General features: G+C 64.3%; 2 protein-coding genes. One reads left to right on the plus strand and one right to left on the minus strand.

Annotation, left to right across the window (positions count from 1 at the left end; genetic code table 11):
- Positions 1 to 868 precede the first annotated feature (868 nt).
- Complete coding sequence (locus AWC25_RS26935) at positions 869 to 1,063, minus strand: hypothetical protein (RefSeq protein WP_158089789.1); 195 nt, start codon at positions 1,061 to 1,063, stop codon at positions 869 to 871.
- A 1,345-nt stretch (positions 1,064 to 2,408) separates the two neighbouring features.
- On the opposite strand from AWC25_RS26935, the gene AWC25_RS25865 reads away from it, so the two are divergent.
- Positions 2,409 to 16,685 (plus strand): glycosyltransferase, encoded by a 14,277-nt coding sequence (locus AWC25_RS25865; protein ID WP_158089790.1) that lies wholly within the window; start codon positions 2,409 to 2,411, stop codon positions 16,683 to 16,685.
- The last annotated feature ends 409 nt before the right edge of the window (positions 16,686 to 17,094 follow it).

Genomic DNA, 17,094 nt, shown 5'->3' on the forward strand with positions numbered 1-17,094 from the left:
GTGTGGATGCGGCCGACATTTTTGGGGGGGCGGCCGGGGGGGTACCGTCGGGAGGGATCCGCAGCTTCGAACACGGCGGGGCTCATGGCGCGGGGGATGTTGAGGTGCACCCGGTGGCGGTGCCGGACACCAAGCCCGCGGCAGCTGACACTGGCGCTGGGGTTGGTGGAGCGTCGCGCGGTCCGCTATTCCCCGACCAGACACCACCCCCAGACAAGCAGGATCAGTCCGCAACCTTGGATCCGTCGGTCGAGGGATTGGGCGCTGATACTGCTGGGGCGCAGGCAATTTCGATTGACGCCAACGGGGCCGGCTCAGTAGTGCAGGGGAGTGCCACGTCGACCGCGAAGGGGCCGGCGCTCGCGGCGACGGGATCGTTGAGCGATTCGGGGTCGCCCGCGCGTGGGAAGGTGTCGGCTGAGGCTGGCACGTCGGTGGCCAGTGCGGGGCAAGATGCGCGGGGTTCTGGGCAGTCAAGCCCTGGTGTCTCGTCGGGTGTGGCCGACGCCGGTGGTACTGGTGGCGTGTCGAAGTCGGCGTCATCAACCGTGGCGGGTGGGGGCGAAAACGCTTCAACGCCAACCCACGGCGCGGGGCAGTCCTCGGGATCGGTTGCCGACGCGGCGACGCCTGTTGCTGTATCCAAGTCGGGCGCGGGCGTGTCGGCGGCGGGTTCGGTGGGGCATTCGTCGGCGTCAGCTTCGCTGACATCGTCGGGTCATGGGTCGGCAACCGGGTCGGCGCCGTCACAAGCATCACGATTCGCCAACCAGCCCGCGGCCACTCCGACCGCGAAGTCTGGTGCGGTCCAATCGTTTACGCATAACGCATCCCAAGCCGAGGCCAATCCGACTGGGAATCACCAATCTCAGGCCGCTGCTGCGCTGGGCTCGGCCGGCGCGGACTCCTCGACCACCACGTCGTCGGTGGCGGCCGGGCCGGTGGGGCCGGCGGCTGATACGCCGCCGCCACCGGCCCAGGCCGATCGTGGGACTGGCGCACCTGATACGGGTGCGGCGATCGTGTCGACACCGGGTCCCGACCAGGGGGATGCAGCGTCCACACCCCCCGCTCAGCTTTCCCTCGAGCATTCGGCTTCGCCGGCCGGCTCCGATGAGTTGGCCACTGCCAACGGGGAGCAAGCCGCAGGTCTGCCGCGAAGTGTGGAGTCAGACAGTTCGACGCCAGCCATGATGTCCTCGGATCACCTCGACGGTGATACCTCGCTGGCCGCCGCGTCGGGGGCCGCTGCGTCGGCCTCGACCAGTCCGGGTGGCGTCGATGGTTCCCTGGTGTCTGACGGTGCTCAGCAGCGCGAGGAGCACCTCGATACAGCGATGGCGGTGCCGGATTCGCAGCTGCCCGCGCCGCGGGGCAGCGATTCGGTTTCTCCGGAGACCCCCGGCGCGGTGGGTGGCCCGCGTTTCGCTGCCGGCGAGGGGGATTCGGAAACACTCAGTATTCGGGGTCCGGTCGCGTCGTCGGATTCGGCGGCACCGGGCGGTGAGACGCGGGTGTCGGTGTCAGCACCCGAGGCCGCCGGTGGCGGATCGCGGATGACGCCGACGGACAAGCCCAGTGGTTCGTCGTCGGCTACCGCCGGCGCCGGGCGGTCCTCGCGGTCGGAGCCGACGGTGGTGGTGCGCTCCGTTGATGGTCCCGTGGCGGGACCGATCAAGCCGACGTCTGAGGGTAGTGAGGTTTCCCACGCGGGTCGCGGGTCCACGACCAAACACATCGGAAACGACACCGAGCCGGTCGGCACCGGGGACGGCCCCACGAGGTCCGCGGCAGGCGCCGCGGCTGGGACCGACCACGCTGAACCATCAACCACCACCATGCCGCCACCGTCCGTCGCCGCGTTAGACCATGACGCACACATGTTCTCCGACAACGATATTCATCATTCAACCGACGACTCATCGCTCGCTGGTGAACACAGCCAGAGCAGCCGACATCCGGCTGAGCAATCTGACACCGCCGAGCCTAGGAGTGACCGACCCACCCCACCACCGAGGCCGTCGGAGACCTCGACCACCGAGGGAGCCACGACTGGCAGCAGCGGGAATCGGCCGGGTCGTGGCGAGGAATCCGAAGCGGATTCCACCACCAAGCCGCCGGTGCCGGAGGGCGACGCGTCGGAGAAGGGGCGAAGCCAGACCCGCCCACCTACCGAGGCGGCTGCCGACCCGCCGCGCTTGGCGCCCATAGGGCAGCCGAGTCGGGAATCGGCGGGTAGCTCCGACGATCGCCCCGAGTCCGGTGCGAACGCAGAGCCAGTCGTACACAATGGGGAGAACGCATTACAAGCTAAGCCGAAAGAATCTGCTGTGCCTGGCCCAGATGATTCAACGCGGCCGGCGTCGGTTAACGAGGGTGACCATGACGAGCCATCACCCCACTTTTCGATGGGCGACGACGCCCCGGGGGCGGACAACGGTCCGGCGTTGCGGCTTAGAGGAGGTGCGCCCGACAATCAACTTAAGCAAACGCTCAACGATTACGCCCGGCGCATCCTTGGTGCGAAAAGCCATGCCGACAGCGATCATCTACTTGATGACCTGAGGGCGAAGGCCCAACAAGTGCATTCGCAGCGGACAGCCAAAGCGCGCCCGCATCCCCACGACGGACTCGGTCCTGACCCGTTCGGTCTGCGCGATCCCAGCCCTACCCCACCGCACTTGGAGGGCGTTAAGTTGGCGAAGGTTCCCATCGGCTCGCTAGGTGGGCATCTGCATGCGTTGGACATGGCCAGGCGCGAGGGCGACCCCCCGCCGAAGTTGGATGCTTGGTCGGAACCTGCGCCTGAGGGACGGGGGTGGTTCGCGGAGGACAGCGGCGGTCGGCCTGAAGACCCTTTGCCGGCACGGCTGGAGACGCCCAAGGTTTTCCATTCCATCTGGTTGGGGAGCCCCGTCACCGACGGACGTAAGACGACCGAGCTTGTCCGCCGCAACCTCGAGAAGCTCAGTAAGGTTGCACAGCGCGAGGGCATGCGGGTACTCCTATGGACCGATGTGTCTCGCGAAGAATTCGATCGTCCTGGAACCGAGGCCGGTCGAATGCGCTCCTGGGCCCAGCGAAACAAGATCTCGCTGCTCAGTCCCGATGAGGTCTTCCACGTCGATGAACCGATGCACCTTGGTCCGGAGTACCGGTTGGAGAACGCCAAAGGCACCGCGGCCGGGTATACCGCGGCCAGCGACATCCTGCGGTTAGAGGTCCTCCACCGCTTTGGCGGCATTTACACCGACCATGACAACCAGGTTCGGCGCGTGGACGGGATGCGTGACCTGGCAGCTGCACCTGGTTTCGCGCTGCACTCCCACGAAGGGCGCATTCCGAACAACTCCGCATTGCTTGCCGCCCGCGAACATCCATTCATCAAGCGTTACCTCGACAAGATCAAGACCAATTACGAGCTGCGTCAGGACCAATTACATCCCAACGTGCATGGATCCGTGGCGAACAATGTCGAAGCGCACCACGATAAGTACGTATCCCGGCCCGCGTCCGCTATCCGGCGCCGATCCGTAATTGAGCGGACCGGCCCGTTCAACTTCAAAGACATAACAGAGTCGTTGAACCTCAATCCCGCTGACGTGCCACGCATCCGGACCGACCACCTACAGATGGGCTCCGCGCACACCTGGCTGAGCACCAAACCGCTGCGTTTCACGAAGGAACAGACACAGAAGGTATTGGAAAAAGCCGTCAGTGGCTTGATCTGGGATCTCCACAATCGACAGGGTGATCTCAATCTCGCAGCGGTTGAGCCCCTGATCGAGGGTCTTCCCGACCCGAAGGCAGGCTGGAAAGCGGTTGTCGACTACATGCGCAGCGTGCCAGAACTGCGCGAGCAAGTGAAGACGGTCACCTATGCCTACCTGCGCCCGAAGTCTAACCTGCCGCTGATCGGCGATCGGCCCAGAATCCGCCAGCTCGATCTGCCCTCGTCGGTTTTACAGTCGTTCGGGCTACCCGGGCAGGCGCGCGTGACTGACCTCCCTGGTACATGGCGGCGTGCGGCGTTCGCGGCTAACGTGCCATCCAGGGATTGGGGCCCCGTTGCTGGACCGGCCCGGCCTGACGACGCAGACTCCATGGTTTTCGGGCGTCCCAGCGAGAGCGAATCCCCGTGGGACATCACTGAAATCCGTGAAGACGCTCCACCAGGCGGCGGGTTCCAGCAGGCATTGCCACTGCGTGCCGTGTTGCAAGGTCTTCCCGATCCGGCCGACTGGACCGCGGTCGGCCCGCGGGGTGACACGCGCGACGGTGATGTGCATGCCGGGCTGGATGGCTCTTCGGCCGCTAGTGATGACCGCGCCGATAGCGTTGGCGCACAGCCTGATTACGTTCACGACCCCGACGATCCCGATGCAGTGGTGGCCGCCCCAGCGCGGACGGAAGCTGATGAGCCTACGGAACCCGTGCCCGGTCCGCAGTCGGGGAAGCCGGTAGGCGGCGAACCACCGTTGGGTGACGGTTTCCCGCATTCTGAGAGCACCATCGAGGACATTCAGGGGTGGATTGGGGATGTCAACAATGACGGGGATCCGCGGGTGCCACCGACCGGCGATCGTCTGCTTAACTGCGCGCCGGCCACGATGGTGGTGTTCGACAGGCTCTCGGGCACACCGAGTTTCGGGCGGGCGCACCTGGCCCAACTGACCACTGATGATTTGAGCGGATTTACCGGGCTGTCGTGGATCTCGGATACGCCCGAAGGTATTCACCAGCAGCTGACCTCGGCGGGTGGGGGCGCCCATACGGTGGTCGGGATCAAGTACGCCAAGGGCCAGGCACACAGTTTCAACGTGTTCTTTGACGGCGAGAAGGTGCACGCCCTGGATGGGCAACACCGAACCGTCAGTGCATGGCCGCCGAAGCTGGATCGCAAAGACAATCCGGTGGTCGAGTGGTTCGTGGGGGCGGCGTCTAGCACGCGCGTAGCCACTGACGCGCCGACGGCAGAGCACACGCATGCGACTGGTTCGGGGCCGCGCCCGCTCCCGGGGCAGGAAACCAGCTCCGCCCCAACGGTGTTACACGGGGGAAGCGGTGAGGTCGGTCCCTCACGGCATAGCGGCGGTGCGAGTCTCGACGAAGGTTCGGACCGCGATGATCACCACCAGTCCTCGGCTCCGCGTGCTGGGCACAGGCCTTTGCAACGCTCGCGGCCTCGCCCGGCGTCGGGTCAGTCGGATTCGTCGATCTCCAGCTTCGGCGGCGAACCAGTGTCGATATTGGGGCCCGACCATGTCAACGAGCTCGAGCGTGATCGGTTCGCGCCGTCGCCGAGCGATGCCGGCTCCGAGACGGCCCACGGCGACAATGCGGTGTCGCGTCTTGGCCATGATCTGAGCGAGGACGCGACGCTCGAACCGGGCACCGCTGGGTCGCCGGGCGATGACGACGGCAGGTCGTCGCAGTCGACGCCGCCGGAGGGCGGAGACAGTAAATTGCCGCCCGAACCGGCCTCGCCCCAAGGTACCCCCGCGCATGCCGCCCCCGATGTCGGGGCCGTGGCGCCACCCCCGCCACTTGACGGCCACAAGGGTCTGCTGAATCAAACTGTGGTCGAATACAACCGCTCCGTGCGGCAGTGGCTGGACCAGATCGGCGGGCATGACTGGCCGGACGTGTCGCGCGGTGCGGCGACGCCGCTGGGCGACATCGCCCCCGCCGACCATTGGTGGAGGCTCTACATCGATCCGCAGCATCATGCGGCGGCGGTCGAGCGCGATGACCCGGGATCCTTATATGACGAGGACCAGTCACCCGGTTTCCAGGCGAACATGGAACGTGCGTTCGAGATGTTCTTGAACGACCCGGAAAGGCTGACGCAGCGGGTCGATTCGAACGAGTACTTCGAAATGCACTGGCAGGTAACGCGAGGTATACCAGACGGCGATTTCGAGATCGCCGACGTGGACGAGTATCCGGTCTTTCATTCGATTTTGGGGGATGGACCGGCCGATGATCTGTTGACCGAGCAGGTCGACGGTCGTCCGCTGGTGACGATCGCCCCGGCCGATCTCGGCAAGTACAAACCGTTGCCATCGAGCTTCGGCGACGAGGTAATCGTCACGATTTCGTCGTCCTGGGACCAGGACGTTCCGCAGATCAGGACCGAATTCTCCGAAGGCAAGGTCTCGGGCATGATCGATGCGGTCTTCGGTCAGTACTACGACGACATCGCGGCGGCCGACACCGAACACGACCAGCTGCGGGCCATCGGGCGGGTGGTGCGCACCCTGCACGTGATGCATCCGCACAACGACGGAAACGGTCGCCTCAACATCAACCTTCTCTTGCCAAGATTGTTGTTGGCCAACGGTTTTTCCCCAGTCATCACCCACTCAATGGCTGATCTGTTCTCGGGTGGGTTCTCGCTCGACCAGATCGCCACCGCACTGCGGTGGAGCCAAGGTCGAGACCTGACCCGAGGTCTCGACGATCTGCGACCACCACCGCAATCACAGAGCCGCCCGGCCGGGGCGCCGCCGTCGGAATCGGCTGCTCGGCCCTCCGATGCTGCTGCGGTTCCCGGTCAGCCTGAGGGCGCGGATGCCGAGCCGCCTCCGGCCGAGGCCGACGGAGGTGATGCAGCGGAACCGACGCCGGTAGCGGCGCCGTCGGATGATGCTGCGCTGCAGCCGCCGGATGTTGAGCCGGGCTCGCGGATGAACGTCGACGGTGAGGGCGACACGGCGCGAGGGCCGTTGCCGGTGGTGCCCGACGGCGGGCGTGAGGCGTGGGACGCGGTGTTGGCTGACCAGTCTGACGGTGCGGCGGGTCCTTCGGAGGCGAAGGGCAAGCAGCGAGAGAGTGCGCCCGAAAGCCGCAGTGCGGCATGGGATCGCTACGTCGAGGCCCACAACGCGCGCGGCGAGGCCTTGTCCGATGCGCATGACCAGGGTGTTGGCCCCGCGACGCGTCTAGGCCTTGATGCCGCTCGTCGTGATCTGGCCACCTGGGGAGACAACGACCCCGAGGCGTTACTGGCCGATTACCGTGCTCGTTTCGACGCCCCGCCGCCTGGTGAGGCGGCTCATGATGTGCCCGACGCCCCGCCGCCCGGTGAGGCCGCTCATGACGTGCCGGGTGATGCTGCCGCGGACGTTTCCGGTGCGGTCGTCCATGACGCCTCCGGTGAGGCGGTGGTGGGTCCGGTGGTGCAGCGGGATGTGGCGCCGGTTGTTGGTGGGGATCTTGATCATGAGTATGGGCCGTTGGTGGGGGCTAAGCGGGTCAAGCCTGAGGAGACTGATGCGGCGGGGTTGCCGCGGGTTAATCCGGTGTTTTATCGGTTGTCTGATTTGCCGCCGCTGGCGTTGTTGTCGCATACCGATGCGCGGTGGCATTACACGGTGGATGCCGAGGGCGAGATCCGGATTGGCAGTGAGGAATTGGGCACGTTGTTGTCCGACGAGGAACTTACTGAGCACTATGTGGCGTATCACGGGGAGCTGCCGGAGTCGGCTGAGCAGTTGGAGGGTTTCCGCGGTCTGATCAATGGGCAGGGGCATCCGACGATTGCGGTGGAATTCGATGACACCGGTGCGGTGGTGAATGCGAATCCTGTGTCGCGGGTTAGTGGTGAGATTGGGTGGAACGCGGAGGCCGGGCAGTGGGAGGTTAACGACAAGTCCGGTCGGTACATGAGTGAGAAGGTGCGGATTCCGTTGCCGGATCCGCAGGATATGCAGCGGTGGGTCGATAATGTGGCCGGGCGGTTGTCGGCGCATTTGGGTGAGCCGGTGCAGGGTAGATTGCTCAAACATGGTGACGGGCAAGCAAACCCGGCGCCACCAGCGCACGCGGGGCCGCCCGCGCCGCCGCCCGCACGGCCGGAGGGCCCCGACGCCCCACCGCCTGGTGAGGCGGCTCATGATGTGCCCGACGCCCCACCTCCCGGTGAGGCCGCTCATGATGTGCCCGACGCCCCGCCGCCCGGTGAGACCGCTCATGACGTGCCGGGTGATGCTGCCGCGGACGTTTCCGGTGACGTCGTCCATGACGCTTCGGGTGAGGCGATGGTGGATTCGGTGGTGCAGGGGGATGTGGCGCCGGTGGGGGCGCGTGCCGAGCCAGAGCCAGCCGCACCAGATGATGGTGAGGCGATTGCACCGGGCCCATCGGCGGACCGACCAACACGATTGCACGACCTTCCCACGCAAGGGGCGGATGGACCGAATGATCGCCCGGCCCAAATGGATTCGCGGCGCGCATTCGATGACGGACAGGGGGGCTTTGGTGCCTCGGCCACAGCCACGTCAGAAGGGAATTCCTCTCCAGCAGAGCCCGAAGGTATTGGTTCGCAGGATCATTCAGTTGATTCGGACGGATCGACGGAAACCGATTATGGCGAAAATTTCGAGTCCCAGTTCCGTTACGACCCAGGGGACAAACTTTCGTTTATCGAGACCTCCTACCAGAACGAAGGTGTGCGCACCTGGCTGGGCAGTATCGCCGTACATGACTGGTCCGACGTCGCGCTGGATCGACCTGTTCGATTAAGCGAGGTGGTGGCCGATGAAGATCGCTGGCGGATATATCTGGATAGCGCCGATCATGCTTCGGCACTGGAGCAACACCCGGACAACCCGGGAAGTTTCTATGACAACGACGAATCACCCGGTTTTCAGCAAGATCTGGAAACGGCGTACCGGTTGATCCTCGACGATCCAGAGGTCCTGCAAGGGCGCCTGGACTGGTCGGAATACCTTCGCATGCACACCCTGGTGACCGGGCATGCTCGTGACGCAGCCGGTCCTGATGAGGATTACCGGATCACGGGCACAGACCGGGGTAGGGGCGCCGATCATCACGTCGGTACCTATCGGGTGGCCGCCGATCTGCTCGATGAGCGCATCAGCGGGTACCCGTTAGTGACCGAGGGCGCGTTGCGCGACGTGCCGCTGCTCAGGCGGATGGACGTGATAGTCACACTCACCAGGGATGATGACGGCGATTTGCAGTTAACCACTGCCTTCGGCGCCGATCGGGTGCCGGCAATGGTTGATGCTGTGTTCGACCGGTATCAGCAGGATCTCGCCGCGGCCGGGTCGGAGCACGAACAGCTGCGCGCGATCGCGCGAGTCGTGCGGACGTTGCACGTGATGCACCCGTTCGCCGAGGGTAACGGCCGACTCAACGTCTATCTACTGTTGCCAAGATTGTTGCAGTCCAACGGGTTTCGGCCGGTGATTATGCCGTCGACGGCGCACTTGTTCTCCGGTGGGTTCTCGTTGGACCATATCGCGACCGCGTTGCGGTGGGGTCAGGATCGCGATCTGTCACACGGTTTGGATGACATGGGCCAGTCGGCCCCCTGGCGGCTTGCCGGTGACGACTTCGGCTGGTTCCCGGCGTTGCCAGATTCAGATGCTAGTTCGGACTCGCTATCTGATAACGCCGCGGGCCGGGAACCGGTCGCTGGCCACGATTTCGCCGGTGTGACGCTGTCCGGGCTGCCTGCTGAGGACGAGCGGGTGGCCGGTGAACCGGCGCAAACCGAGCAACCCCCGGCTGGGGCCGCCGGTCACGATCAGTCCCGCGGCGAGCTGTCGAGCGGCGGCGAGCACGCCATACCACCGGCCGCTCCTGCCGGCATGCCCGACCGTACACAGCCTTCCGCCCACCAAGAAGGGGCAGGCCTTCCGTCGCCGGATAACGCCCCTGCGGTGCAGGCCGATGACATCGTGCCCGCGTCGACGCCGGTCCCGCAACCAGACACCGCCGATGCCCAGCGGCAGGGTTCGCCGATCCAATCACACATCCGCAGTGGCCAATCCGAGCCAGAACGGGGGCGAGCGCAACCTGTCCCCACGGTGCCCGACCCGTCCGACGACGCCAGCAACCCGCCCCGGCCAGCAGCCGAATCGCCGAAAGACGAGCCGTCCAAACCCGATGCGCCACAACCGTCGCGTGCCCCAGGCACGACAGAACATTTTCAAGGGCTTGAGTCGTCAGGATCTTCTTCGACTGAACCGGACCTTGATTCACCAGCCGGCGAAGCTTCCTCGCCAGCCACACTGCCGCCAGCTTCGAACGCCGCTGAAGATCGCCACGCTGACCCGATCGTCGCACCGCAACCGAGTGTCGAGCCCGGCGGGCTCGCCGGGGAACGCGAATCCCTCGGAGGCCCCGAGAGCATTGGTGCACCCGGTGACCTCCCTCGGGCGTCGCTGTCGTCTGTGCCGTCGCCCGACGACGGCGCAGAGAACGCGACATCTGCCGGGCTGCCTGTCGCAGTTTCTTCCGGTGGCGACAACGCTCCAACCCAGGCCCAGCGGACCGCTGCACAGGAGGCACCCGGTAACGCGCCAGCCAACGATGATCCCGTGGCGCCAAGGCCGACCGATACCGAAACAGGCACGCCGCTAGACTCACTCGCGCTGAGACCAGCCGATCAGGCACCGTCGATCGCGCCCGGCATTACACCCGGCGAGTTTGCACCCGAGACAGGGGGTACGCCGGGTCCGCCCACGCGGCATCAGCTCACCGAGAACGAAAGCCTCAGCCAACCGATTCCGTTGCCGACGCGCGAACAGCGTGAAATGTGGGGTCAAGAACTGGATCGGCACGCGGCGGGGGCCGGCCCACCTCCAACGGCCATTGGCAAACAGCGAGAAGGAGCTCCGAACAGCAGGCTCAGCGCTTGGGAGCGCTACATCGAAAAACAGAACGCGCATCAGGCCGCGTCAACGGGTTCGCCGGATGGCGAGCACAGTCTGTTGACTGCCGCCGAGCTGGACCTCGCCCGGCGTGACCTGACCCTGTGGGGGATCAGCGATCCCGACGTGATTCTGGCTGACTACCGCGCCCACCCCAAATCGGGCGCAGCGGATCCCAAAGCGATGCCCGCCACCGACGCATCAACCAACCCGCCTAAACACGCTGCGGAGTCGGTCGCCGACCACAAGGCTGTCGCCCAGGCGGGCGCGCAACCCAACCGCGACCCGCAACTGCCCGCTCGCATCGGGAAGAATCTCGTGCTAAGCGGAACAGATGTAGTCGAAAGCTTCCACTCCGGCGATGAAGGGCTCAAGCATGTCGAGTCGTTGATCCGTCGATTGGGTGGCGACGAAACATGGGACACCTACCGAGAACAGAGCACCGCGTTATTCTCTGACGACAGCCTTCGCCCCAAAATAGCTGGGATGCTGCGAGGGGGCCGACCCAACATCCTTACCGTAAAGCTCCAGGACCGTCGCACCTTCACAATCGAATTCGCGCCGGACGGATCTTCAGAGAAGTCTCAGCTGCACTTCAAGGAGAGGGTCGCCAAGTACGAGTTTGAGCACACGGCCGACCCGACCAATACGGTCGGGACCCTCGACGAGGGGCGCTTTCAGACGTATGCCGTAGTGCAAGGCAGTCTCACCCACCCGAATGCGAGCGAGACGGCCACTGCGATGGCTTCTCGGACACACGACACGGCGTTGACCAATCAGCGTGCTGACCGCCAAATCAGCGGAGGACAAACCGCCGAGCCCGGCGTCCGGTTCGATGGCAACGTCGAAGGTGCCATTCGGCACTGGACCAGCGATGCTCCGCAGAAGATCGACACTCACAACCTTGGTTATCAAACGGAAGTGGTCGTTCCGGCTCGTGACGTTGTCGACCACGACGTGGCAAAGCAGCACGCGGAGGGACGAGACACGCTCCACTCCTTGCCTGGCCACTCGACCCGAAACTCCGCGCCGGTACACGGCGGCCCACCGCGTGTTCGCGACACCCATGGGCTCAGCGGGTCAGACGTTGTCACCAACTTCTGGTTGCTTCCTGACGACCCGCCACCGTCGCGTCGTGATGCTGCGGAAGGCAGTTCGGATTCCCGGCACGGGCAACAACAGTCCGAAGAAAAATCGCCTGCAGCGACTGACGATCCGCGACCGCAGGCGTTCGCTGACTTCCTCACCAGCGAACCGATGTTGGCGGCATTCAAGAAGGCGTACGGCAGCATGGCTGACCGGGCGAGGGCCGAGACCAGCGATTGGCTTACGGTCGAGTCGCTACAGACCAACCTGCACCTGATGACCAACAAACAGCCGGTGGTTCATCATCTTGCAGGCATTCCGGGCGCATGGATCGAGGTGCATGCCTTCATCGAGCCGCTCGGAACACCGTCCAAAACGCAGGTGGTCGGCGACAGACACGGCGGTGACGCCGCTTCCCGACGGGACCCAATGATGCTCACTACCAGTCAGACCAAAGAGACCGAGTTCCATTTCGGCACCGAGACCGACACCACTCAGGTGCGTCAGGACGCGGTGAGCTGGTCGGCTCAGTTGCCAATGCCGGGTCGGCTACGCGGCCAGGGAGGTACGGACACCGGCGAGGCGGAAGGCGGACTAGACGGTACCTTCACACGGGGAGAGGCGCATACCGAAACCACCAGCCGTCAATTCCGGGTGCGCACCACTTTGAAGAACCCCGCACCCGGCCAAGGTTGGGACGGGCAGGCCCGGCTGCGGATCGAAATGCACACTGCCAAGGGGGTTTCGTCACCTGGAGTAGATGCACCATTCAAGGGTGCGGTGCATGAGACGCGCGCCCGCTTTGAGGTGCTCATGGAACAGTTCGAGACCGAGCCAACCACGGACTACCTGGGCAAGGAGGTATGGGCGCCCCCAGCGCGGATCTGGGGTGAAGGCCCCTCGTCCGAGCGCAACTCGGTTACCAAATCGACCTGGTGGCCGTTTGGCGCAAAACAGCGTTCCAAAGCAAGCATGGCCGAGTCAGGCACGCCTGCGCCGGCCATCCCGCGCGGTCGAAGCCGGGAAGAAACCGTGCCTCTGCGCGGATTGGGCAGCATGGACAGAGTCACTAATCTCAACCTGAGCGGCTTCCATGGGATGCTCGACTCGATGGGACGCCGGGCACATGGTAGCGACTGGAAGGGGCTGCGCCAGAACGTTATTGGCTGGTATCACCTCAATCGAGTCCGCGCCAGCCTGCCTGGCATGACCCAGCACAGCCCGCTGGCTCATCGCGGCACCGACGCTTTTACGGCCGACATAGAAAAGTTGACCTTCCGGCGGGTAATCAACACGTTGTCCAGCCCAAGTGCTGAGCTCACCGAAGGTTCAGCGGTGACCGTCGAGCGCAACCGCCAAACCTCTCTACAAGCCGCAGCCGGGGGCCGTGGCGACCACATCAATGACAGCACGGTGTTAGGCGAGGCAATCGGGGGCACGAACCGCACCAGGCGCGACGGCGAACGAGTCCGCAACCAGCATCGCGTGGCAGTAACCACTAAATTCGACCAACCAATGGCGGTATTCGATGGCTGGGTGCGGATCGACGGAACAATACGAGGATCGAAGGCCACCGTGCACGAATCCGGCCTTTTTCCCGTCGAAGTTGCTATTCCGCTGTCCGAGCTTCAAGGTTCACGGCAACATGACTCGCACCTGCCTCCTACCTTTACCCGTAATCAACCGACTGGCTTCATCGAACAGCCACCCAAGCCGTCAAACACCACCGGCAAAGCCCCCTTGCCCACAGCGCCTCCGGCTTCACAGCCGACCAAGCACCCAGGCGGTGAGGCACCGAAGGGGGTGACTGCCCCTCCTCCCCAGGCCGCCTCGTCGCCGCCGGTACGCTTGGAACGCTCGCGCAACATCAGCTACATCGTCGACGATACGATCAGAGACGACCCGGAGGCCTACGAGCTGATCGCGAGTCCAACGTCAGGCGTTGCGCAGACTCCATGGCGGGGCGAGAATGCGCCTGAGCGTCAGGAGACCTCCGATAGCACGACGCCGCTCGTCGTCCCGAACCGGCGGACGGTCGACGAAATGCCTGTCGTCGCAGAGACCGGCGAAGGCATCGCGGGTGGAGCCGCAGATGAGGTTGACTCGACCGACTCGCCGGAGCCCCCCGAGCAAGTTCGCACAACGCTTGATTGGACGCCACCGCCGGGGGCCGAAGCGTCAGAACTGCCGGCGCATGCATTGCAGCGCGGTTGGCATCCTTCTGACGTGCTGCTCGGGGTGGACCCGGCTAGTGGCCTTATCGAGGCGATTCGAAACGACCTCGGCCCGGCGCTCGGCGGCCGGACCGACGATGCGATTGCAGGTATGGCAAACGAATTCGGCCCCAACGTGATTGTCGCTCGCCTGACTCACCAGTCGGGCCAAGAGTGGACCCACGATATCCCTGTGCCGGGCGGCAAGATCACCGTTGTGGTTCGACCAGTGCGCGGCAGCGACGCCGGCGACACACAAAATGTGGGCATCGCTAAGAAATTCGAGACTGACGTGTCCAGCGAGTCGCAATCGGCCACCGCACAAATCAACGGCGACCAATTGCGCAGGGTCATCGGGGGCAGAGTCCAGATCCCCGTCCCGCACGGCTCGGTGAGCGCGCAAATCACCCATACAGGATCGGTACATCCCAAGGTGCCCAGCGGGTCTCGCGCCGACGAAGGCGTTGGGCATTTGAGCGCCGTCGACGTCGCCGTCGTCACCGGTGAGACCGAGCACCGGATCCCTACCCGACTGAGGACGGTCGAGGCCCACGACCTGGTCCGCCAGCCGATCGACTTCGACATCAGCTACACACAAGACGTGTTCGGCAAGAAGCTCAGCGGGATTCCCGAAGAGCCGCCCCCGGTCCGGCTCAGCGGTGTGTTCGCCTACGCCAAGCACACCCCAATCGCCGACGCCTCCACCACGCAAACTCTCGGCGACGGACCGAACGCCGAACATCCTGCACTCGACATCAACCAGGCCGTCGTCAAAATTCGCCCCCACACCGGTGCGGAACCGGCGACTGACCACGTTGAGCCCAATAGGAATTCGCATACTCCGCACGAGGATCTGGTGGCAGCCCACGTCTTGGACGAGATGGCACCCGAGGGCATTGCCACCTTCGGCGACGACTGGTCGGCGGTGCGGGCAGAGCTCGCGAGCCACATCAAGGCCATAGAGATTCAGCGCCATTTAGGGGATTACAGCCGTCGACGGACCGAGACGATCCACCTGACGTCGGTGCCAGGTGGACGGGTTGTGCTTGGCGGCCACATTGACGCGATAACTACCACCGATAATAAGGCTACGACTGAGTTCTACAGCGGAGGGCTACAGTCCCTATCCGCCGGGGTCTCGAGCATCGAGACCAGCAATTGGCAAGGTTATGTGCAGTTCCAGGGTGACTTATTGCCCACTGGTGACACCGTCAACCTCTCTGCCTTGGGCCGTCTTACCGGAGGCGCTACCAGGGAAGGCGTTGACGTCCGCACCGAAAACTCGTCTACCGGAATCTTATTCCGCAAAAAGGTCCCAACGGTTACGCACGTTGGCACGGCTACCATCGAGGCCCACATGAGCCGGCCGATTTCCGAAGGACCCAACAACGACGGTCTGATCAGCCACGTTGGCACCGCCCAAGTTGAGTTCACCACCCGACAACCACCGCCAGACAAGCAGAAGAACGCGTGGCACGTGCCGCCCGACGGAATTATCCCCAATGGACACCCGCATACCGGCGTAGCCGCAGCTGATGACCACATTGAAGCGTCCGCGCCACACCCGGAGTCCCATAGCGCACAACGTGATTCAGGACTGCCTCCGCGTGGACTTAGCAGGGACAGCATTATTCGCAACATTACCGACGGGGCCGAATTCCGCTCGCGCACGCTCGAGAGCATAGGCCCGCTAAACATCCCACACCTTGCTGACCAGATGAACAGCCACCTCACCGACACCCGCCTCGCGAGCAAGCTCGGCGCCATGACCAGGGTCGAGGCCGGGAAGGACGTCGAATTTTTGCGGCAAGGAACGTTGCGAATCACAGGTCGGGCCGAGATCCAGTCCCTGGATTTCAGGACGATCGAACATGAGGGCGGCAACGCCTACCTGCTCAATGACGTCAGTCGCAATGTGTTCAGCCAACGCATCAAAGCGCGTGAGGGTGGCGCACGATTACTGTTTGGCCCCCTGTTGAAGATCCCGAACTTTCAAGCCAGCATACTGGGCGGGGTCGGGGGCGCCGGCCGGCAGCGCCACGTCGACATCCTCGGCCAGGGCGCGAGAATGACGGCTCATGCCAAGTTTCCCCGTTCGTACGCCGTTTTCGACGGCGAAGCACGCGTCACCCTGACCGTCCACCACGCCGGCGAAAGCCACGAACTACCCGCGGCCGATCTCCACGGGCAAATTTTGATCCCCGAATCCGAAACCAGGCCCGCGCCCCCGCCTCTCCAAGAAGGCGCGGATGTAGCGGGTCGCGAAGCGAAACGACCAGTGCCGTTGGACGACACCGTCGTGTCGGCATCGCGAGAACATCCCGCCGATTGGGCGGAACCGTTAGTGAAGACTAGCGATCCCATTGGTACCGTGGGCCATTCCGACGCCAAGACAGTTGGCCCACGGGAGGAACTGCACCGTTCTCCGCGAGCATCGTTGTCGGCACCATCCGATACCCATCACCCGGCCGTACACCCCGCCGCCCACCGCGTCAGTGGCGATCCTGCTATCCCGGATCCTGGGAATACCGGCAAGACCGGGAATGTGGACGAACCAGATAACCCCCCACAGGCATTGCTGCCGGCGCAATCGGTCGTGCACCGCTCGACCGGGAGCCCCGCGGGACTACCTATCGCACGCAACCCCGCTGGACCGGCTCGTGACCGCATTAAAGATTTCGAGCGCCATGGTGATCAGTAGAACTGGCGAGGTACTGAGCACATCACGACGCGCTCAACGGCAAGTTGCGCTATTTGACGAATTTATCACAGCTGCAAGTCATTGGTCCCGTGGCGTCGGCCCACGGTCGGAGTCAAATCAGTGTGCTCACCGCGCCTCGCCTAGACGGTTCGCGCGCAGAACCTCACGGACTCGGATTCCGAAAGCAGTGATATAAGCCTAGTTTCACTAAGTGTTCGCCTAACGCTGCCGCAGCGTTCGAACCGAACCATAACATGGCGCATCGGATGCAGAACGACCCTTGATGAGCACGTAAGTGGGACTGGCGAGTCCCCGTTACTGAGTCCACCCGGGGTCAAGTCCAGGGACGTGGTGTACGAGGCCGTCGGGTGATTCTTCGACTTGATGGTTTAGGCGGTCAGTGCCGCTG

Source organism: Mycobacterium sherrisii (assembly GCF_002102355.1).
Taxonomy (GTDB): domain Bacteria; phylum Actinomycetota; class Actinomycetes; order Mycobacteriales; family Mycobacteriaceae; genus Mycobacterium; species Mycobacterium sherrisii.